16 protein-coding genes, 3 tRNA genes and 1 pseudogene are annotated in these 21,817 nt (G+C 61.8%); 15 read left to right on the forward strand and 5 right to left on the reverse strand.

Annotated features, from left to right (window positions below; translation table 11 throughout):
• Positions 1 to 190, forward strand: a 190-nt coding sequence (locus HRF45_12025) for a hypothetical protein (GenBank protein ID MEP0767253.1), incomplete at its 5' end; no start/stop codon positions are given.
• Between the two features lie 64 nt (positions 191 to 254).
• The gene (locus tag HRF45_12030) at positions 255 to 1,463 is read left to right on the forward strand and encodes a hypothetical protein (GenBank protein MEP0767254.1); all 1,209 of its coding nucleotides are present in this window, start codon (positions 255 to 257) and stop codon (positions 1,461 to 1,463) included.
• Between the two features lie 235 nt (positions 1,464 to 1,698).
• On the opposite strand, the gene HRF45_12035 is transcribed toward HRF45_12030, so the two are convergent.
• Entirely contained in the window at positions 1,699 to 4,107 is a 2,409-nt protein-coding gene (locus HRF45_12035; GenBank protein ID MEP0767255.1) for a hypothetical protein, read from the reverse strand.
• A gap of 173 nt (positions 4,108 to 4,280) precedes the next feature.
• Between HRF45_12035 and HRF45_12040 the strand changes: the two genes are divergently transcribed.
• A complete protein-coding gene (locus HRF45_12040) occupies positions 4,281 to 7,532 on the forward strand; it encodes a PD40 domain-containing protein (protein MEP0767256.1) in 3,252 nt (1,083 codons plus the stop codon).
• A gap of 7 nt (positions 7,533 to 7,539) precedes the next feature.
• Here the strand turns inward: HRF45_12040 and HRF45_12045 are convergent, their stop codons facing one another.
• Both HRF45_12045 and HRF45_12050 read right to left on the reverse strand, forming a co-directional pair.
• Positions 7,540 to 8,049, reverse strand: coding sequence for a zf-TFIIB domain-containing protein (locus HRF45_12045; protein ID MEP0767257.1), 510 nt, complete (start codon positions 8,047 to 8,049; stop codon positions 7,540 to 7,542).
• Complete coding sequence (locus HRF45_12050) at positions 8,027 to 8,635, reverse strand: phosphatase PAP2 family protein (GenBank protein MEP0767258.1); 609 nt, start codon at positions 8,633 to 8,635, stop codon at positions 8,027 to 8,029. Before HRF45_12050 ends, HRF45_12045 begins: the two co-directional genes overlap by 23 nt.
• 160 nt (positions 8,636 to 8,795) lie before the next feature.
• On the opposite strand from HRF45_12050, the gene HRF45_12055 reads away from it, so the two are divergent.
• The gene (locus tag HRF45_12055; protein MEP0767259.1) at positions 8,796 to 9,566 is read left to right on the forward strand and encodes a hypothetical protein; all 771 of its coding nucleotides are present in this window, start codon (positions 8,796 to 8,798) and stop codon (positions 9,564 to 9,566) included.
• A gap of 14 nt (positions 9,567 to 9,580) precedes the next feature.
• Positions 9,581 to 10,330 (forward strand): hypothetical protein, encoded by a 750-nt coding sequence (locus HRF45_12060; protein MEP0767260.1) that lies wholly within the window; start codon positions 9,581 to 9,583, stop codon positions 10,328 to 10,330.
• A 345-nt stretch (positions 10,331 to 10,675) separates the two neighbouring features.
• Here HRF45_12060 and HRF45_12065 read toward each other — a convergent pair whose 3' ends face one another.
• A complete protein-coding gene (locus HRF45_12065; GenBank protein MEP0767261.1) occupies positions 10,676 to 11,425 on the reverse strand; it encodes an SDR family oxidoreductase in 750 nt (249 codons plus the stop codon).
• A gap of 41 nt (positions 11,426 to 11,466) precedes the next feature.
• Between HRF45_12065 and HRF45_12070 the strand changes: the two genes are divergently transcribed.
• On the forward strand, positions 11,467 to 12,531 hold the full coding sequence (locus tag HRF45_12070; protein MEP0767262.1) for a glucose-1-phosphate thymidylyltransferase: 1,065 nt from the start codon (positions 11,467 to 11,469) through the stop codon (positions 12,529 to 12,531).
• Positions 12,532 to 13,167: 636 nt separating this feature from the next.
• Here the strand turns inward: HRF45_12070 and HRF45_12075 are convergent.
• Positions 13,168 to 13,314, reverse strand: a pseudogene (locus tag HRF45_12075) (prepilin-type N-terminal cleavage/methylation domain-containing protein).
• 237 nt (positions 13,315 to 13,551) lie between these two features.
• Here HRF45_12075 and HRF45_12080 point away from each other — a divergent pair.
• The 9 genes from HRF45_12080 to HRF45_12120 all read left to right on the forward strand — a co-directional run.
• Entirely contained in the window at positions 13,552 to 15,186 is a 1,635-nt protein-coding gene (locus HRF45_12080) for a hypothetical protein (GenBank protein ID MEP0767263.1), read from the forward strand.
• A gap of 197 nt (positions 15,187 to 15,383) precedes the next feature.
• The gene (locus tag HRF45_12085) at positions 15,384 to 15,974 is read left to right on the forward strand and encodes a sigma-70 family RNA polymerase sigma factor (protein ID MEP0767264.1); all 591 of its coding nucleotides are present in this window, start codon (positions 15,384 to 15,386) and stop codon (positions 15,972 to 15,974) included.
• Positions 15,971 to 16,528 (forward strand): hypothetical protein, encoded by a 558-nt coding sequence (locus HRF45_12090; GenBank protein ID MEP0767265.1) that lies wholly within the window; start codon positions 15,971 to 15,973, stop codon positions 16,526 to 16,528. The genes HRF45_12085 and HRF45_12090 overlap by 4 nt, the downstream gene beginning before the upstream one ends.
• A 99-nt stretch (positions 16,529 to 16,627) precedes the next feature.
• Positions 16,628 to 16,702: transfer RNA gene (locus HRF45_12095), tRNA-Val, on the forward strand.
• Between the two features lie 82 nt (positions 16,703 to 16,784).
• Positions 16,785 to 16,862 (forward strand) — tRNA-Asp (locus HRF45_12100).
• A gap of 6 nt (positions 16,863 to 16,868) precedes the next feature.
• A tRNA-Phe gene (locus HRF45_12105) sits at positions 16,869 to 16,944 on the forward strand.
• A 138-nt stretch (positions 16,945 to 17,082) separates the two neighbouring features.
• A complete protein-coding gene (locus tag HRF45_12110; GenBank protein MEP0767266.1) occupies positions 17,083 to 18,264 on the forward strand; it encodes an acetyl-CoA C-acetyltransferase in 1,182 nt (393 codons plus the stop codon).
• 14 nt (positions 18,265 to 18,278) lie between these two features.
• Positions 18,279 to 19,814, forward strand: a complete 1,536-nt coding sequence (locus HRF45_12115; GenBank protein ID MEP0767267.1) for a hypothetical protein — start codon at positions 18,279 to 18,281, stop codon at positions 19,812 to 19,814.
• A 97-nt stretch (positions 19,815 to 19,911) separates the two neighbouring features.
• On the forward strand, positions 19,912 to 21,817 hold a 1,906-nt coding region (locus tag HRF45_12120), incomplete at its 3' end, for a trypsin-like peptidase domain-containing protein (protein MEP0767268.1).

Genomic DNA, 21,817 nt, shown 5'->3' on the forward strand with positions numbered 1-21,817 from the left:
TGTCGGGATGACCAAGAAACTGAATCCCTACGGGCAGGCTCTGGACAAGCTGGTACAGGCCGACAAGGGCAAGAAGCTGACCGCGGAGATTCTGAAGAAGTTGAACGACGTCGACTCGGACGGGGACGGCGTGAAGAACCTCGCGGAGATCAAGGCTGGCACGATGCCCGGCGACCCGAAGAGCAAGTAGCCGTCTGGGGGCGCCGCGCCGCACCCCCCAAGACATCCCTGATTGGTTAAGGAGGACCAAACGTATGCATGTCACTGCAAAGGGGGTAGCGGCGGTCGCCTCCGTCGCGGTCACCCTCACTCTTATTCCCTTCACCTCTCCGCCTGCTAACGCGATTCCCGCTTGGGCGCGAAGGTACGACATGGACTGCTCCAGTTGCCACTTCGGCAGCACCTATCGTCTGACGAAAGTTGGCAAGGACTTCTGGCTTCGAGGGCATCGAACCAAGGACGATGCAGGTATTCAGGACCTGGGCGACGTTCAGATCGCGAAATACACCTCGTTCACCAGCAAGTTTCGCTTCTACGCAGACAAGGATGCAGAGCCCTCCACGAAGTTCGACGTGGAGTCGCTCTCGATTTACTCGGGTGGACCTATCGCCGACAACTTCTCGTACTTCTTCGAGATCTACTTGCACGAGCGTGGCAAAGAAGCCTCGTCCACCGGCGGCCAGACGGATACGGCGGTTCGCGAAAAGCTTGCGGAAGCCTATCTGCTGTACAACAGCGACCCGGCCGGCGATGGCTTTTGGTTTGCGCGTGCCGGGCAGATCTCGTCGAGGCTCATTCATCAAGCGAGCACTGGAGCGCGAACGAGCTTAAGCCGTCCGCGAATCATCAACGACAACGTCGGCGGCGGAAACTTGTACACTCCACGCGACCGCGCTTATGGAATCAGTGCCGGTCTGGTAACGCCAGATGCGTTCATCGCCGAGTTCGGGATCGTGAACGGCGGGGGCGGGAACGCGCGGCCGAACCAGCCGGAGATGAACAACTTTAAGGATCTGTTCGCCTCGTTCGAGAAGGAGTTCGACGACTACGGAAGTAGCGTCGGGGTGTATGGATACACGGGCAAATACCCGATCTCCGGTACCCCAGCCTGGGAGGACGGATTCCTCCGGTACGGTGTGCTAGCCTCGTTCGTTCGTGAGAACTTCGAGATTAGCGGTGCATGGATGCGCGGCGAGAACGACCTTCAGGCCGGTGGCACCAGGAACCCCGAGGGCTACTATCTCGAAGGGGCATTCATAGCGAACGAGGACTTCACGTTCTATGCGCGCTACGACAACTTCCTTGCAGATCTGTCCTCGGCACCACGAAAGACCGGGGGAGTGATCGGCGTGTCGTATCGGCTACCTGGTCTCGGTCGCATGGCGCTCGAAGGCGGCCAGACGAAGACACAGGGCGGCGCGACCACCGAGAATCTGCTCTTCGAGATCAGTTGGGGGTTCTAGCGTAGCTCAAGGGCCGTCTCTTCGTGGGGCGGACGACAGACGCGTTTCGGGGGCCATCTGCGTGTGGCCCCCGAAGCGTTAGGCAGTCCAGACCCCCCATACATCTCAGATGCGCAGAGAACTGGGAATCCGAAGGCCGAACCCGTGACGGGATGTTCACTGCCATAATCTGCTTCACGCTGGCCGTCTCCTCTCAGCTTGCCGCAAGGCCCCTCCAGCGCAGTCAGTCCGAGTGCTACGTATCACCCGTCTTGCCGAAATTGAGCAGCACGATGTTCAGATCGGGCAGACCGGTCGATCCGTCCTCGTCCAGGTCAGCAGAACCGCCCGACGACCCGAACGATAGCAGCACCACGTTGAGGTCGGCCAACCCGATCGAGTTGTCGCCGTCGGCGTCGCCATTGATCAGGCTGATGTTCACGCCGCTGACATCGCCCGACGAGTTGTCGGTACTGACGGCCTTCCGCAGCCAGTGCGTATGTTTGAGTTTCAGAGTGATCTGTCCCGCCGGCAGTAGCAAGCTATAGGACCCATCAGGCCCGAGCGTGGTCGGTAGCGTGCCGTAGTAGTTCCCGTCCACGTACACGTCTATGTTCACCAGCGTAGGGGGAGTGGCTGTCACGGCGAGGTTCTGGAACGTCACCTTGCCGGACACCCAGTGCTCCGTAGCTTGCTCGGTCACCGACACGTTCAACGAAGCGGGATAGTTGGCACTAACCGGATTGCCGTTGTTGTCCGTATGGCCCACCTTCAGCCCACGAGGAGTGCTAGCCGCGAACTTCGGCTCGTCGGCCGCAGCCACAGTTACTTGCGTGCTACCGAGCCCAATCGCCTGGAACGTCACTCGATAGAGGTTAGATACCGAACCCAGCCCCTGGGTGAAGTCCGTCGTGAAACCGTTGACGAGTCTGACTCCTCGATCGCCGTTAGAGCCGACGAGAGACTGAAGCGACGAGCGAGTGGTCTCGAACGGAGCGAGCGCTTCTACGCTGACGACCCGCAAGACCCCACTGGTGGAGATAGTAACGTCGTGTGCGAACTGCATCACGCCGTTCTGCTGACCAGAGGCGTTGTTAGCGCCGGATGTCACCTGTGCCGATACGGTCATTTCCACCGCATCACCCACGCGCAGCGCGTTGATGGGTCGGCCACTCGAGACGTTCACACTTTGAAACACGCTGACGGTAACACTGGAGTTGGGGTTGAGATACACGCCGGTCGTCGAGGGAGATGTGCTGTCGTACCGCACGCCTACGATCCTGCCGTTGGTGTTGCCCTGGAAGTTCAGAGCCCACTGCAGGTCGCTCGCTTCGATTCCGTTGTTGCCCGTCTGATCCAGCTGCCATGGCCGAAGTTGGGCGGCAGGGTCTCCCGAGTTGTTTGGTGCGAAGCTATTGCTGAACACCCAATCGTCGTCACCAAACACCTCGCGAATGCGTAAAATGTCCTCGGCATCCGCAGCTCCATCTCGATTCGTGTCTCCGGGGATGAACGGTACCGCCAGCGGGTTCACTCGGCCTGCCATGATCTGATAGGTATAGTGGGTCCCGAAGTCGTAGTCCGGTGCTATTCCGTCGTTGAGCCACAGAGGCACATGCGTCTCGTAGGGCTGGATGGCGTCCGGATGGGAGTTTGGCAAGTTGGAGAAGAAGAAGTAGGGTGGGTCACCTTGTCCACCAGACCCCGTCACCGCTTCGCCACGAATCCACTGCTCTGTAGCCGTGTCCTGCCAGTTGTTTCCGTTCTGCATCTGCCCTGTAGCGCCCGCGACTGGCTGATAGCCTGGACCCTTTGAGCGATAGTCCACGCGAGTGTACGCATCCGGGTTGAACCCTGCCGGGTCATCCAGCGCGTGCACGCGGCGCTCCGGCAAGCCCGGGTGAATGCTACCAACGTCTACTCGGCGACCGTCCGTGTCGTACTCCCAGCCGCGATCGTGCTCGCTGCTGAACTCGTCTACGATCTCGAGATCGTCGCTCAGGTCGTTCGGTGTGCTGGCACCTCGCAGGTCCAAAGTGAATCCACCCATTCCGTCGGCCTGGCCGGTGTCTAAGCCGCCGTTGCCGAATTGATCCTTGGGCTGACCATCTTGCGGGTCGATCACCGGAGTGAGTAGATCGTAGTCTACGTTGATGTCTTTGCCCCACCGCAGCCCGAGTGGGTTGTTCGGGTCCGCCTGCGTCTTCCCTGGTCGCTTCCTAAGCAAGAGGACGGTGATTGAGCCGTCATTGCCGATCTTGCCCGGAACGTCCAGCCCACCGTTCCATATGTTCTGCCAAGACGTGAAGTTGGTGTCGCTAAGTAGCGTAGGAAAGTACACGCTACCCTGAATGCCGAGAACGAGTAGACCGTTTTTCCCGAGCGACAGCCCGTCCAGGCTGAAGAATTCGTCGATCTCTGGAATGACCGTCGGTACAGGCGGAATGCTACCCAGCGGGTAGAACTTCTGTTGCGTACCGTTGACGATGGCTATGGCGTACCCGTCCAGCTTCTTCCCGGGCGTGCCCATCAGCTCGATGAATTCCCTGCTGTCATCCAAAGTGCTCGGCGGGTTGACGAACACCTCATTGATCACCACATCTGCGCCCGCAGTGCACCAAAGGGTCAGCGCACCGAGAAGCCCTACGCGTCGGCAGATTCTCACTCTTTCTATCACCTCCACAAAGGTATGCGCGGCCGCTCCACCTCAGGCCGCGATTGCGCGCCTACGACCGACACGATGCGGGAGTATTCCCACGCGATTGTTTAGATGATGTTAGGAGCAGTGAGATTGTCCACCTTCCACCCTCACCCCCGCGTTGGAGCGATGGTGCAGTAATGAGCGAAGGCGTGCGAAATCCTGCGGGTCAATTTCAATTCCGACGGGTTCACGGAGACGTGAATCACGAATGGCTCCATCCAGCACGCTCCCTAGCCGTTGCGCAGGAGCGCAACGGCAACTGGGCGAACACCCAAGCCATGTTCACTACCTTCATCTGCCTCACGTTGGCCGTCTATGCGCCGATCGCTTATGGCTCCGTCGAAACCGTGCGATGTGCCCGCAATCCCGCCCTCTCTCCGGACGGCCGTTTCATCTGCTTCACGTATCTCGGCGACCTATGGTCGGTCTCGGCGGAGGGCGGCCGTGCTGTGAGGCTCACCGCCCACCCCGCCCACGACCGAAATCCGCGCTGGTCGCCGGACGGCACCCGCATCGCCTTCGAAAGTAACCGCACGGGCGACTACAACCTGTTCGTCATCCCAGCGGACGGCGGACCGGCCACGCAGATCACCTATCACTCGTCCGATGAGGCTCTGTTCGACTGGCTCGATGACAGCAGGCTCCTTTTCGCAGCCAGCCGCGACACCCGCATAGGGCAGATATACTCTGTAGACACACGGACACTGCGCAGCCGCCGCCTCACCAACGACACCGATGCGATCCGCACCGCCGCGTGGTTTCCCGGCGAGGGCCGCTTCCTGTTCGTCAGAGGTCCGCAGAGGTGGTGGAGGCCGAAGTATCGTGGGGCGGCAGACGGCGACCTCTACTTACTCAACACCGATGGCAAGAGTGCTAAGCGGCTCACCGACGACGACGGATTCGACGACTGGCCGATGGCAACGCCAGACGGCAAGGTCATCTATTGGGTGTCCTCACGGGGAGCGAGAACCGATGCTGGCGAGACCAACCTGTGGCGGATGAACGCCGACGGCACCGGTGCGCTCCAGATCACGAGATTCGAGGCCGACTTCGTGACGTGGCCGAGCATGTCACGTAACGGCAAGCGGATATCTTTCGAACACGACGCTGCCTTGTATGTGCTGGACCTGCCTGATGGCAAGTCGAGGAAGCTCGACATAACTGCACCTAGCGACGACATCTACGATGGTCGCGTTGCGGAGACACGGACCTCTGGAGTCACATCGTTCACCCTAACACCGGACGCGGCGCGGTCGGCCTTCGTGATCGCCGGTGAGATATTCTGGGTGGATGCAAAGCGCGGCGGTCAGGCGAAGCGCGTGACCGAGAACCCCGCCAACGATCAGCAGCCGTCTTTCTCGCCCGACGGCAAGCGAATCGCGTTCGTTAGCAACCGCAAGCTAAGTGCAGCCGACTACGGCAACTACCACGTGTACGTGGCAAACTTGGAGACCGGGGAGACCAAGCAAGTCACGCAGGGCGAGGAGCGCCACTACGACCCGGTCTTTTCACCAGACGGTAAGTGGCTTGCGTTTCGCAGGGGAGTCGGCGGCAAGTACCTGGTAGTGATTCCGGCGGATGGCGGAGCCGAACGCATCGTGGCAGAGGATATCTACCTAGCAGACATCGCATGGTCTCCCGACTCGAAGTGGCTCACCTATAGCGCAGAGGACATCCAAGCCTCGCGCAACGTGTTCTTGGTGCCCTTCGATCCTGGTCGCAGCGGCAAGCCCGTGCCCCTCGATGTCACGAAACACTTCGGATGGAACAGTCGCCCGGCGTTCAGCCCAGACGGCAAGAACCTGCTGTTTCTCTCGGGACGTGCAGGTGCGAGTCAGGTGTTCCGATTGCCGCTGAAGGCGGAGCCCGATCCCGAGGACAAGCCGTACGAAGAGCGCAAAAAGGACGAGGAGATGAAACCGGCCGAGAGCCCGAGTACGTTGGAGATAGACGAGTATCTGATCGAGGAGCGCGCGAAACAGCTTACGTCCCTACCAGCCGGAGTGAGTGACTTCGCAATCACGGCGGACGGCAAGGCAGTGATTTTCCAGTCCTCCGATGGCCATGCTAGCGATCTTTGGATCGTTCCGATGGATGGCGGCGACGCTCGGCGTATCACGACCCATAACGAGCAGCCGAGCGTGCTGACTTTCCCATCGAAGTCGGACAAGCTGTGGTTCATCGGTCCCGGCGGAAGCATTCGCAAGATCAGTGCGAGTGGAGGTTCCTCGGAGGCTCTCGGCTTTTCTGCCTACCTCACCTACGACAAGCGGGCACAGCTCTACGAGATGTTCGACGAAGCGTGGGCCACCATGGGAGCAGAGTTCTACGATCCAGAAATGCACGGCTTGGATTGGAAGGCGATCCGTGACAAGTATCGGCCCCTGACCGCATACATTTCGACGAAGGAGGACTTCTACGACACCTGGGCGCGCATATTGGGCGAGCTGAAGGCGAGCCACACTGGTATGTATGCCACCGATCGTAACGTGAGGCAGACCGGAGGGTTGGGAGTAGAGTTCGATGAAACCTACGAAGGCCCCGGTGCGAAATTGTCGCGTGTGGTAAAGCGTAGCCCCGCCGATGACCCTAACAGCCGCCTCTACCCTGGAGATGTCATCCTATCCATCGAGGGCAAGCAGATCACCTACGACGAGCGCATATGGGAGCACCTGGCGGACACCGTAGGGAGGCGTATCGCGCTGCAGGTCCGTGATGCTGCCGGCAATGACCGCGTCGTTCACATTCGCCCTACGGGCAACCTCGGGCAACTCCTGTACGACGAGTGGGTAGACGATAATGCCAAGAAGGTGGAGCAGTGGTCCAATGGCCGAGTTGCCTACCTACACATACAGGGCATGGGACAGGAGTCGTTCCAGAAGATGCAGCGATGGATGTTCGGGCCTTGGTGTCAAGGCAAGGACGCACTGATAATAGACGTTCGCTATAACGGCGGCGGGTGGCTACACGATGACATCTATGCACTACTCGCTCGTCGCCAGCACGCTTGGGAGAAAGGCCGCGGTGGCCCGAAGCGTACCATGCCTTTCCAGATGTGGGGCAAACCCACGCTGATGATGATCAACCAGTTCTCTGGTTCGGACGCCGAGATCGTTCCGTCAGGCTTCCGCTACCTGGGGTTCGGGAAGGTGCTAGGCATGCCCACGTACGGAGGCGTCATCGGGACCTATGACATCCGATTGGTAGACGGTACCACCGGATTCCGGCTGCCCGTGGCAGGTTGGTGGGATATGGATGGGCGGAACCTGGAGAACTACGGCGTTCCTCCTGACATATTCGTGGACAATAGCTTCGAGGACTCGATGATAGGCTACGACCGGCAGCTCCACGAGGCCGTGAAGGAGTTGCTGAAGCAGACGGCCAAGTAGCGTACTGCTACTGCCCAGGCGGCCGCAGTGTGATAGATCGGAGGGCCGACAGAATCCCTCCGATGCCGCTTGCCGTGCGCGGGCTCATCCGGGCCTTCGCCGCGATGCGGTCCATCTCTTCCGGTGTCAGCTTCGTCTTCGGCAGACCGGCAAGTTCCTTCTCGGTCCTCTCCAGGAACTCGGCCATGGCCGCTAGCTCGTTATCGTCCACCCATACTCCGCCGCACCCATTGCACTCGTCGAGAGTGATGTTCGAGTCGTACAGGAAGCGATATGCAAGCATCGGGAGCGAGCACTGCGGGCACACCTTCATCGTGTGACCTGGCCAGACGGCGGCTTCCTCGCTTCGCGGCGCGATACGCGCCTCGAGGTCTACCCACGCCGACGGTCCCGAAGCCTGGAGCTGCTTCAGCTCTCCGGCATCGAACCATATCCCCGCGCACTTCGGGCATGCGTCCACCCGCACACCTCGAATGTCCACGGCCTCCAGCCGGTCATGGCATTTCGGACAGGTCATCACCCTTTCCCTCCTTCGTCTCTCTAGAGTGGATATTGGTCTGGACAGGCGCGGGCTCTTTCTCCCGCACGCGGAACGGCCACGCGATAGCAAGGCCGACCGCAGTTCCCAGCAGCCAGCCCACCGCGACCTGCGACGGGTAGTGTACTCCGATATACACGCGGGACAGGCCCGACACGAACGGCAGCAGCCACACCGGCCACCACGCCCGCCCGAGATGAGCGATCAGCACGGCCGCCACCGAAGCCATGTTGGCCGCGTGGGCCGAGGGCATACCCCCGCTGGTGAGCGACTCGCCCAGCACTCGCACCCCGGGCAGTTCCACGCACGGCCGCAGGTATCCGAGGTGAGCCTTCCCCAAGTCCGCCAGCTCGTTCGAGATGAGCACGGCGGGCAGGACCAGCAGCGCGGCCCGCCGGCCCTTCGACCCGCCCCAGATCAAGATCGCGAACCAGGCGAGCGTAAGCATCGCGATGCCCACGGGGTTCTTGGCTAGGTGGGTGACGAAGGGCATGAAGTGGTCGAAAAACGGGTTAGCCCACCCCTCGTTGATCCAGCGGAACAGTACCTCGTCCCAGCCGCCCATGGCGGCAGTCTACCCGTGGGTTCGCAACCTGGTCTGCCCTAGCGACGCCCCGAGAATTGCCTTACGACCACAGGGCGGTAATGGCTAAGGTCCAGCCTATGCGCCATAATCCGCCGAACCGTCCGAATGGGACCACCGTAACGAAGGGAGGCATTCCGTCATGAGCATCCGAGCAGTTGCACTCTGCAGTATTGTGCTGCTGGCCGCTGGCGCGCAGGCAGGCGACAGGGTCATTATCACGCGCACCCACATGGAGGGCACCGAGCAGACCTACGTCATGAAGGGGGACTTCGAGCTGGAGTTCACCGGCTCCACGGTCACCATAGAGGCCTTGCTCAAGCAGACCTGCAAGGGCACGGTGAAGGAAGGTGACCGCAAGGACACCATCGCGCACGTCCTAGAGTGGACGAAGATGGACATCACGCTCGACGGCCAGGCGATGGGGGACATGGACCGCTTGCCCCCCAGCACGCGAACGTGGCTTCTTCCCGATGGTCGCCTTGCGGCGCTGACCGTGGATGGCGGCGGTCCGGAGGCCGAGATCGCTCGGCTGGTAGCGACCGTCCTCAATGTGTACGTACCTGCCGAAGGCGTCGAGATCGGCTCGACCTGGAAGATGTCCCCTACGGAGCCCAAAGTCGGTGCGGTTCCCGGCACAATCGAGTACAAGATGGTTGGTGTCGAGGACGTTGCCGGCGCCAAGACCGCCAAGGTGAGGATGGAGCTGAAGGGCGAGCCCGGAGCCGACGGCGAGAACCCCGTGACCGTATCTGCCGATGTGTGGCTGGACCAAGCAACGGGCACCCTCGTAAAGGGCATGGCCACCATCAAAAGCTTCGCCATCCAGAGTCTTCTTGTCAATGGCACGGTTCGGTTCGATGCCAAGCCGAAGGATCGCAGGACCCCACCCGCCGCACCGTTTTCACCATGAAAGGACCAATCCAGATGAGAACTATCGCATTTGCCTTTATCCTCGGTTGTCTCGTTGCTGTCCCGGCGCTCGGCCAGGAGACCTACACGCTCAAGCGCGTCTTCAAAGAGGGCACGGAGCGCAAGTACGCTTCGAGGGCCGTCATCCTGCCCGCCCAGGGCGAGGAATACCGCCTGGTCGTGGAGCGAGAAGACGTCGAGAAGTGCGTCAAGGTCACGCCGGAAGGCAACGCCCAGCTCGAATCACGGGAGCTGAAGTTGACGATGAAGTTCAACGACATGGAGCTTCCTAATCCCTCGGAAGAGCCGGGCATGGACAAGATGCTCGTGACCCCGCGCAACGACATTCTGAAGATGGAGACCTCCAACACGGAGGACGACATGGGGCTGCGCCTCGGGAGGGCCATCCAGGTCGTCTATCCCGATAAGCCTGTTGCTATCGGCCAGGCGTGGAAGCACGAACCGAAAGCCGATGAGAAGGGCGGTCTTCGCGGCGGCACGGCGGACATCAAGCTGCTGGCCATCGAGACCGTAAACGGGGTGCGGTGCGCCAAGCTGGAGCACAAGTACGTCGAGAAGCCCTTCCGTGCGGACAAAGGAAAGGTGGAGGCCGAATTGACCGTGTGGGTGGACCTCGCGAACGGAGAACTGGTCAAGATAATCGGCAAGGTGACCGGGATGGTCGTGGACATGGGCGGCGACACCGAGCTTCGGATGGACTTCACCGGCGAGTACGTTCCGTCCAAGACTGCAGGAGCGATCTGAGCACTTTGCCACCGGCGAGCTGGGAACGATTACTACGGCGTTGACGCAGGCGGTCAATCGCGTGTTCCGCTTACAACTCCCTGCGCATCAGTGCGGCTGCGGGCTGTAGCCGTTCGCAGACCCACGAGATGTCCGCACCGTGCGAACGTCTGGAACCGAAAGAGCGCCCAGCGGATCCTCTAAAGCTGCCCACGCTGGCACACGACATCGCCGAGAAAAACACTATAACACTGCCCCCAAGCAGTGGAAGCATCGGAATCCGGGATAGTAGAGCCTCGATGCCCTGCCCGCGCCCGCCGACCTACCCCATCAGACGCACATTGCAAGCTGAAGGGCCCCGCGGGCCTACCTCAGGTAGCTCGCGCCGTTTGCGTCAACCGTCACGCCGGTCAGGTAGTCCGCTTCCCGGCTCGCCAGGAAGGCGATCACCGCGCCTATCTCGTCGGCGGTCGCCATCCGGCCGAAGGGGATGCTCTGCACGGCAGCCTCTTGCTTGTCAGCGGGCTCGGCCCGAGACATCGGCGTGTCGGTCCAGCCCGGTGCAACGGCGGTCACGTAGATGCGTTCCGGGGCAAGCTCCACTGCCAGCGATTTCACCAAGTTGATCATCGCTGCTTTGCTCGCCGCGTATGCTGTGGCACCCGCCTCGCCTCGGTGTCCTGCCCGGCTCGATACCATCACGATCTTGCCTCCCTGCCCGCGCCGGTGTCGGGCGAAGGCGTGCGCCATGCCCACGACGCTCAGCAGGTTGATGTCCAGCGCGCGCGACCAGTTCTCGGCGACCGCGTGCTCCTCTTCCAGAAAGGGCATCGGCTCGTAAACGCCTGCGTTGGCAACCAGCAGGTTCAGCGTTGGGTGCTCCGCTAGCGCTTGTTGCATCGCCGCACTGCCTGCATCCCAATCGCACAGGTCCGCTTGCACCAACCCCAGGCCCTTCTCGCCCAGCCCCGCGAGCGTGCGCTCCGCGCCCTCCTTCGAGGTGTTGTAGTGAACGAGGACCTTGGCGCCCCCAGCCGCCAGACGCAGCGCCGTCGCCCTTCCGATCCCGCTCCCCGCCCCCGTCACCAACGCAACCACATGGTGCAACTCGCCCATGCCGCTAGGGTACCTGCGGGGGCGTGGCGAAGAGTCTCCCCGTGAGAGGGCTTATTCTCAGCGGGGGCAAGGGGACGCGGTTACGACCCATCACCTTCAGCATGGCCAAACAGCTCGTGCCCGTCGCCAACAAACCGGTGCTCTTCTACGGCCTGGAGGCCATGCGCGACGCCGGCATCGAGGAAGTGGGCATCGTCGTCGGGGAAACGGAGCCCGACATCCGGGCCGCGGTGGGAGATGGCAGCCCCTGGTCCCTGCGTGTCACCTACATCCGTCAGGACGAGCCCCTCGGCCTCGCGCATGCAGTAAAGACGGCACGCCCCTATCTGGCCGATGCCCCCTTTCTCATGTACCTCGGCGACAACCTCATCAAGTCGGGCGTGTGCGACCTCGTCGCGGAGTTCGAGCGTGAGCGGCCGAACGCCACCATTCTGCTCTGCCGCGTGCCGAACCCTCAGGACTTCGGCGTGGCCGAACTGGACGGCGAGCACGTTGTGCGCCTGGAGGAGAAACCGAAGCACCCCAAGTCCGACCTCGCGCTCGTCGGCGTATACCTTTTCGATTCCAGCATCCACGCCGTGATTGACACGCTGAAGCCCTCGGCTCGCGGAGAGCTCGAGATCACCGATGCCATCCAAGGTCTCGTGGAGCGTGGTGGCGACGTGCGCTCCCATATCGTGTCCGGCTGGTGGAAGGACACGGGAACGGTGGAAGCGATCCTGGACGCCAACCGTGTCGTGCTGGAGGACATCCAGCCGCTGATCGCACCCTCGGCGGAGATCGGTCCAGACACGAGCGTGTCGGGAGCCCTTGTAGTAGGTGAGGAGTCGGTGATGCTCAGCGTGTCCGTGACTGGGCCTGTCGCCATCGGCGCGGGATGCGTGCTGCACGACGTGTCGCTCGGGCCCAACGTGTCGGTTGGTGACGGTTGCCGCCTCGAGAAGTGCGCTGTCGAGAACTCGATCCTCATGTCAGGGTGTCGCATTCTGGGTCCTGGGCTCACGGTACGTGATAGCCTGATTGGCAGCGACGTACACGTCACGGGTGGTCAAACGAACGCTCGATTGGTTCTCGGCGACTCGAGCCAAGTACACCTAGTAGACTAGGCGTGCCTACTCGTCCTCGCGGAAGGGGTTGTAGCGGTAGTAGAAGCGACCGCCGTTGCTGTTCACGTCGTCGAAGTTGTATCGCTTGGCGCTTCCATCGGCGTGCAGCATATTCGCACCCGTGTTGTGCTGCTCCCCGAACGAGTCGAAAGTGGTGGCAACGAAGTACGCATCGTTGATAGTCATCCCCCACTCGTCGTATAACATGAACGTCGAAGACGGGTATCGCACCTGCTGATAGCGGATGCCGGGTGTCTGCGTGCCGCCGTTGTCGAACATCGAGTTCATGCTGTAGGTGGTCTTCGCTTCGTTGCCCGCCCACTGGATAGTCCCGTAGCTGTTCTTGATGCCACCTGGGCAGTGGTTGAACCCGCAGTTGGGTTGGGACTTCAGATTGCTAGGGCAGGTGTACACGCGCACGTCTTTCACGTACCTGTACAGGCTACCCGTCTTCGGGTCGGCCACGTCGAGACAGTAGGAGAGCACGCGCATCGCCGGAGGGCAGCGGTCGGCAGCACCACCTCCAGACCCCGCCGTCACCCAGTTTGCGGTGTAGGGGATGCCCGCAGTCCGATAGCCTTCTCCCGCTTTGGGATAGCGGCTGTTGAAGTCGTCCAGATAGATGCGAAACCCGATGCCTAGTTGCTTCATGTTGCTAAGGCACGACGCGGACTTAGCGGACTCGCGCGCCCTAGAGAGCACTGGAAACAGTATTGCTGCTAGGATCGCGATGATAGCGATGACTACCAGTAGTTCGATTAGGGTAAAACCCCTTCGAGCCATGAGGGTCCTCCTCTGCTCATGCACGAACGTGCCAAGGCGCACGGCATTTCTCGGGGTGCGCCTCGAGTACTGTGCGTGCGAACATTGTACGCCACAATCGGTGCAGGTTGAGCACTCCGAGCCCGACCTGGTAGTGCAACGGGTTCGCTGTGCTGTTCTCGGGGATGTGCGGGTACGTGCGATCCGAGCTTTATGGAAGAAGCCGGGCGTCACGGCATTTTCGGAAGGTGAACTGCAATGCGATCCGTTTTGCCCGTTTGGGCATTGATGGCGATGGGCTGCGCTGCATCGTGTCAGGCGCAGATGGCTCCTGCACACGTTGCCCTTTCTTCGTTCGCGTCAGCTTCGTATCGAGACGCTAAGGGCTCCACGTTTGCCAGTCATTCTCCACAGGCATATTGTGTCGTGCGCCAGGTGTATGGGGTCACCGGGCAAATCGTTCCCGAAAACAACTGGCGGACTTGGAATGCTTCGACAAACACGTTCGTCACAGCGACCCTTACGAACACCGGCAACGGCCTCGACCGATTCCGCATATCCTTCGCGTCGGACGACCTCGAATGGTGGCAGAGCGAGGCAAATTACGCGGCCTGCATCACGAACTCCTCGGGTGGGCCGATACCCGACAACACCGTAGAGCTCGACAGGGGCGAGAGCTACACGTTCAGGGTGCTGTTCCGCGCCCCGAATGCCGACCTCCTTACCGACGGGCTCTTCGGCGTCGCCACCGTCTCCTCCCTCGGTACCGGAGAGGTGGGCTCGATGTCTTCGGTCTCATGGAGCGACGTGGTGACCGCAGGCCGCCGGGCGGACGATTGGGTTGCAGCGCAGCAGTGGAGCAGCCAGGCCGAGCGCATCCAAGCCGTAGGCGCCGACGAAAGGTATGCCTATCTCGCGGGGGTGAACAAGAACCTGTTCATCGGCAAGGTCGGCCAGCCGTGGCCTACTGGATATCCGATCGACTGCCTGCCCGTCGGTCGTCCTTGCTTCTCGGGGATGCACATGGCGTGGTCTCTGGACGACGGTCGGCTGCTGATCGCAGACACCGCGCCGTTGGATGCCGGCTTGCCGCCTTCGACGCTCATCACCCGGCCATCGAACGGCGCTCCTGTGGTGTTCGAGCCGATCGCCTATGGACCGCAGTTCCTCGTGCTCACTGCGGATAACCGTATCCATAAGGTGACCCGACAGGGCGGATGGGCCCAGTCGGTTTCGATCCCGTTCGTCGCCACCACGCCGCCCGTGGCCATCAACGGGAACGTATTCATAGGCACTTCCGCAGGCCGCATTGCCTGTCTCGGCGCCGCCGACCTCGTGCTTCGCTGGCAGCTCAAGGTCTCCGACAGCCCCATCGTCGGTCGCTTGCAGGTCAACGACACTGGGTCTTACCTGGCCTTTCGTACTGCAGATCACATGGCAGGCAGCCTGAGCATAGCCGGCCAGAGGCTTCGGTGGCTCGTGCAGCTGGATGCGCCCGTTGTGGACCTGGTGACCGCTGGCCCGCGGAGTGCGTTCATCCTGTGCGAGGACCGCGTCATACGGGGACTAGACTTGATCACCGGCGCGAACGTTGCGGGATATCCGACCATTCCCATTCCAGGAACGGGCGCGCTCGGGTCGCTTGCCGTCGCTACGCGCGAGGAAGCGGACGCCCCGCCCTACATCTGGGCGTTTTCCACCGACGGCGTGGGCTATGCCTTCTGCTCGACACTCGGCCTGAACTACTACATGCTTCGGCCCAGCATCAACGGTACGGTCACCAACACCCTGCCGACCATGGTGACGCCAGCGGGAGTCGCCTTCGGGCTCCAGGGTGCGTTCGGGAGCGACGGCTACCACAAGTCCTGGTTCTACGCCTTCAGCCTCAAGTAACAGCCCTGCTACCAACAGAGCCCACCGCGACAGCGGACGGCTGCGACCCTCGGGTTCGGCCGTCCGTTCGTCCTGTCTTCGGGGTACGGGGTAGCATCCGATTCGGCTTGCCGGTGGTGGCTGTCACCTCACTCGAACACTGCACGATGAGCCGCAACCCAGCCGCGCCGGCCGGCGTAATACTACGGAGAACCCGCATGGAACTCGAAATCACGTGCCCGCCCGAGGCCGAGCTGATTCGGCGGGCTGCAAGAGGCGACACGGCGGCCTTCGACGAGCTCGTGGACTTGCACTATCGGGCGCTCTTCGGACTTGCCTACAGAATGTTGGGCAACTCGGATGACGCATCGGATGCGGTTCAGGAGACCTTCGTGAAGGCTTATCGCGCGTTGCCCGAGTTCAACACGGCAAAGCCGCTCAGGCCGTGGCTCTACAAGATATGCGCGAACGTGGCCATAGACCTCGGCCGTGCCCGTAGCAGAGCGCCGGACCCACTGGAGGACCACCAGCACACTCTGCGCGACCCGGCCCCGCCTGCCGAAGAGCAGGTGCTCGAGATGGACCGCGAGCGCGCGGTGCACCGAGCCGTGGCCAACCTGCCCGAGAAGTACCGCCAGATTATCGTTCTCCGTCACTTCGAGCACATGGATGTCGAGGAAATTGCCGACTTGCTGAACGCGCCGGAAGGCACCGTGAAGAGTTGGCTCTTCCGCGCTCGAGCCATCCTTCGGCGAGAGCTCGCCGTTCTCAACCCGACCCCACTTCCCACCGAGGAGCTAGCAAGATGACGTGTGAACAGGCCCTAACACTGATAGAACCGGCCATCGAGGACCAACTGGAACCGAGCGTGGTTCCTGAGTTCTCGAGGCACATCGCTGTCTGTGCGAACTGCGCAGCCGAACTAGCGCGCGCCAAGGCGTTCGTCGAGGAGCTGGAGCGCGTTCCCGTGCCGGAGCCGCCCGCCGACCTGGCTGATAGGGTCAAGTTCAGCGTCCGACGCGAAGCGGCTCGCATCCGGCGTGCCCGCATCGCCGGCTGGGTCTGTGGTCTCGGCCTCCCTACGCTGTTCGTAGTCATGATCTACCTCTTCTTTCCCGGCGGATTTGCGGGGTTCTGGAACGAGGCGACCGCCCTAGGCTCCAGTTGGTGGAAAACTGCTGGCCAGGCCGCGAGCGACCCTTCCGGTAAGGGGCTGTTGGCACGTTTTCGCGATGCTCTCCCTGTGGGCTTGGCTGGGTACTGGCAGGCTACGTTGCTGTCGTTGCTCGGGCTGGGTGTGCTGGGGTGCTACGGGGTGTATCGAACCCTGCGCAAGAGCCTCTGGCGTCGCTCGGGGTCATAGCGCGCCGCAGGTCGAAGCTCTCTTCGCAGGAACAATCCATGGGGCTCGGCCTTCATTGACATGGAACGAGTTCCGTGTCACAATGCACGCTGCTCGTTCGGGCGAATAGCTCAGTGGTAGAGCGCTTCCCTTACAAGGAAGATGTCACAGGTTCGAGTCCTGTTTCGCCCACCAGGCCGGTGCCGCATTCTCGTTATTCCCGCGTAGGCGGGAAGCCGGGGTGTTCTCGGGTCGCGCAGCGAGCAAATGCCAACACGCGGGCGTAGCTCAGTTCGGTTAGAGCGCCGGCCTGTCAAGCCGGAGGTCGCGGGTTCAAGTCCCGTCGTCCGCGCCACACGGTGCCGCGGTAGCTCAGTTGGTAGAGCACTGGACTGAAAATCCAGGTGTCACCGGTTCGAGCCCGGTCTGCGGCACCACTTTTTTGTCACCCTCGAACCCTTCGTGACTTGCTTCCCAAGGCGGGCCATCCCTTGGCCATAGAGCGGCGCGCCCTGTACAATGGCCGCAAGCCCTGTCGACGGGGTCAGGGCAGTACAGGGAAGGGAGAATCCGAAATGAGAGACGTAGTAGTGCTATCCGCGGCAAGGACGCCGATCGGTTCATTCCTCGGAACACTAGGGACCGTTCCCGCGGTGAAGCTGGGCGCGACCGCCATTCGTGCGGCACTCGAGCGTGCCAACGTGCCGGCGGACAAAGTGGACGAAGTGCTGATGGGCTGCGTGCTGACGGGTGGCCTAGGCCAGGCGCCCGCGCGTCAGGCCGCCATAGGCGCTGGAGTGCCCAATCACGTGCCTGCCACCACGGTGAACAAGGTGTGCGGATCCGGCATGAAGACCGTGATCATGGGAGCGCAGGCCATTCGCTGCGGAGACGCCGACGTCGTCGTTGCGGGTGGCATGGAGAGCATGAGCCTCGCGCCTTACGCCTTGGATAAGGCTCGCACAGGCTACCGAATGGGCAACGCGAACATCTTGGACACAATGGTGCACGACGGGCTATGGGACCCGTACAACGACTTCCACATGGGCAGTGCTGCCGAGTTGTGCGCTCGCGAGTTTGCCATCTCGAAGGGCGCGCAGGACGAGTTCGCGATCGAGAGCTATACCCGTGCCCTAGCCGCCATTACCGAGGGACGCTTTCGCCAAGAGATCGAGCCGGTCTCGGTCCCGCAGCGCAAAGGTGATCCGATTCTGGTGGATACCGATGAAGAGCCCGGCCGCTCGAATCTGGAGAAGCTCCCCGGGTTGAAGCCCGCTTTCGAGCCGACCGGCACCGTGACCGCGGGCAACGCCAGCTCTATCAACGACGGCGCGGCAGCCCTGGTTCTCGCCAGTGCCGAGGCCGCCGACAGGTTGGGTACAAAGCCCATCGCCCGTATCGTTGCCCATGGCGGCTGTGCCCAGGCGCCCGAGTGGTTCACCACCGCCCCCGCGGGAGCCATCGAACACGCACTCCGACGAGCAGACATGTCGCTTTCGGACATCTCGCTCTTCGAGATCAACGAGGCGTTTGCGGTCGTCGCCCTGGCAGTTTCGGGCAAGCTCGGCATTGACCGGGCCAAAATGAACGTCCACGGAGGCGCGGTCGCACTGGGTCACCCTATCGGCGCTACTGGAGCCAGGCTTTTGGTTACCCTTATTCACGCACTGAAACAGCATGACGGCCGCTTCGGTCTGGCTACGCCGTGCATCGGTGGTGGTGAGGCTCTTGCGGTCATCGTCGAGAACCTGAACTAGCGGCGGGCCGATACGTGAGTTCAAAAGGCGGTGCTTCGGGCGCGTTCCTTCAGGATATCGCACACTACCCCGTGCCCGATGCGCCGCCGAGCCGGCCTGTCCCGCCAGACAAAGTGCCGCCGGGTTGCCCGCTGCCTACGTGGGAAGTGGCCGCCGTTGGACCGGATGGCGACGTGTGGGTGGGAGGGGAGCACGGAGCCGCTCGCTACTCGAAAGGCATGTGGCGCTGTTTCTGGGGCAGAAGGTGGCTGCCTGCCAACCACGTCACCGAGCTCCGGTTCGACGGTCTCGACGCCTGGCTGAGAACAGATGCGGGCTGGTCTCGCATCGAGCGACGTCCGATGACCCTGGAGCAGAAGGCGGAGCACTACCAACGCCTGACCGAAGAGCGGCACACGCTGGGCGGGTTCGTTGCAAGATGCAAGCTCAGCCCCGGTGGCGAGCCCAGCCACTTCTACCGCTCGGTGGACAACGATGGGCTATGGACAGGCCTCTATGTGGCTGCGCAGTGCTTCCGTTTTGCCAGCACCGCCGATGCCGAGGCCACCAGACGCGCCGACGAGTCGATGGCTGCGCTGCTGAGCCTGGAGCAGGCGACGGGCATCCCCGGCTTCCCTGCACGCAGTCTTGTCCGTCGAGGCGCCGCCAACGTACTCTGGAACGAGGGCGAGTGGTTCGAGAGCGAGACCATCCCCGGTTCCTGGTGGAAAGGGGACACCTCCTCAGACGAACTTTCCGGTCATTTCTTCGCCTATCACGTCTACTGGTCCCTCATGCCGGATGGTCGGCACCGCGAACGAGTCGCTGCAACTTGTGGCCGCATTCTGGACCATCTCCTTGGAAACGACTACCGCTTGATCGGACCCGGCGGACTGCCGACGAGATGGGCGAACTTTCGTCCGAGCAGTCTGAATGACGACCCCGAGTGGGATCACGAACGAGGCCTCAACTCGCTGTGCATCCTTGCGTTCCTCGCAGTCGGACACCTACTCACCGGAAACCCCGCGTACGACCAAGCCATGCAGCGCCTCATCGAGCAACATGGATACATGCGCAATGCGATAACACAGAAGATGCTGGCACCCTACGAGGTCAACCACTCGGACGACCAGCTCGCCTTCCTCGCTTACTACTCGCTCGCTCGGCTCATCCCGTCTGGCGACAATCGGGAGCTTCTGCTCGACAGCCTCCGACGTAGCATCGAGATCGAACGGCCAGAACGGTGCTCGTTATTCAATCTAATCGCTGCGGCTATCGAACCGGACGAAAACCTGGTGGCCGATGCTCGGAGCACGCTCGAGGAGTGGCCATGGGACCTGCGGGATTGGGAGTGCCGAAACTCCTTTCGTACCGACGTGGAGATCGACCCCACGCCCGATCGTTTCGGGCGGCGTCAGCTGACCACGGTACTACCTCCCTCCGAGCGCCCGGTCTACCGTTGGAACACCAATCCCTACGTGGCCGACGGGGGCGGTGACGGCACGATGGAGGAGGACGGGGCGGCCTGGCTTCTGGCATTCTGGCTGGGCCGCCACCACGGGCTCCTGTGAACCCGGCCACATACCGGGAACCAAAGGTCGCTGTGCCTGTCTATAAATCCGGCCCGAAGTTTTCGGGCTACTCGGGACAAGGAGAAGGTTTGCTGCGATGAGACTGACTCACTTTATGTTTGCAGCCGCGTGGGCTGCGCTTCTGATTGCCGCTGCACCCGCTCAGCGAGCGAAGGCACCTGTCGAACAAGCACCGCTGCTCGTAGATCACCGTTCACCCTATACTGCGAAGCCACTAGCGGAACCACCCAGCATCCGTTTCGGGCTCGGAGGACCGTTCACCTCACAGTGGCACGAGCTGGGCCCCGTAGACACTCTGACGCTGCACCTGGAAGACGAAGAGAACGCCTCGAAGTGCAAGGCCCTGCGTGTCGGTGTGCCTCGGCCAGTTGGGATCTCGGCCGAACAGGGCGAGTGGAGGCGCGCCGGCGATGAGGGCTGGGTGTGGAGCACCACCATTCGAGCCCAAGGTGCTTATGGACTACGGCTGCACTTCGCGTATGTGAACATGCCGGAGGGTGCGGAACTGGCCGTGTTCCCGCCCGACCGCCCGCTCGACTGCCTGGAACTCTTCTACGGTCGCGGCCCGTGGGACGAAGGCCAGTTTTACACGCCGGACGTGGTCGGCAACATGGTCTGCGTGGAGTACTTCACCCCGGGCCCGGATCGGCCAGAGCGCTTGCCATTCGGCATCGACGAGGTTCAGCACATCTACCGCGACATCTTCAGAGAATGGGAGGATGTCTCGATCGCTGACGATTCATGCTGGTTGGATTCGGCTTGCTACGGTGAGCCGTGGTTGACGCTTCGGAATGCCTGCCATTACATTACGTTCACAGACGGCGGGACATACCTGTGCAGCGCTCAGCTCATCAATACTGCGGCGAGCGACTACACGCCATACATACTGACTGCCAACCACTGTATTAGCACCGATACGGTCGCCAAGACGGTGTCAGCGCGGTTCTTCTATCATCGCCTGACCTGTGGAGGCAGCTTCGCTACGAGTCGCTATGCCAGCTATGCCAACTTGGTCCGGACGTACTCGACAGCCGATTCGACACTTCTTCTGCTGCAGGGAGCAGTTCCCGCCGGTGTGGCATGGCTCGGTTGGACTACGACCGATCCCCCCCTCAACACCGACGTTGTGTGTATTCAGCACCCGCAGGGCAGTTGGAAGCGCATTTCCTTCGGCAAGAAGACGGGCAACGCCAGTGGTCCCACTTCCCATCGCGTAGTATGGAACACCAACGGCGGCGTCACGGACTACGGCTCCTCGGGCAGCGCACTGCTGCTCGCCGCGTCCGGTCTGGTAGTCGGTAACCTCTGCTGCGGTGGCTCCTTCTGCGAGACTCCGACGGCTCCGGACTACTTCGGTAAGTTCAGTACGGCGTACTCCTCCGGAGGCTTCTCGTCGTACTTGCAATCCGGCAGCGACGATGCGTTCGAGCCCAACGACACGTGTCAGGGTCCCGCTGCGGTGGGGGCCGGCACGTATAACGATCTCGTGGTGAAGAGCGCAGCGGAGGATTGGTATCGGGTGACGGTTTCGCCCTGCACGACACTCAACGTCTCGCTAACCTTCACCCACGCGTGGGGTGACATAGACCTGGAGCTATACGATGCATGCGGTGGTTCGCCCGTCGCTGCCAGCAGAACCCTGTCGAACACCGAGACCCTCAGCTACAACAACAGCGGTCCAGCGAAGGACTACTTCATCCGTGTCTACCTGGCAAACGACACACGCAACCAGTACAGTATGACTGTCGGCCTCAGTTCCTCGACGGCTCAGGTGACCGGCAAGGTGACCCTCGAGCAGTACCTGGGCGGGGCCGGCCAAAGCGCTGTAATGGAGTTTCGTCAGCCTGGCACGTCCATCGTGTTGGACAGTGTGCCGATCACCCTCGACAGCGGGGGCAACTACAGTGCGTACACCACTTCGTGCACCTACGACGTTGCGCTGAAGTTCTCGAACTGGCTTCGGGAGGTGAAGTACAACGTGT

The organism is Fimbriimonadia bacterium, assembly GCA_039961735.1.
Classification (GTDB): domain Bacteria; phylum Armatimonadota; class Fimbriimonadia; order Fimbriimonadales; family JABRVX01; genus JABRVX01.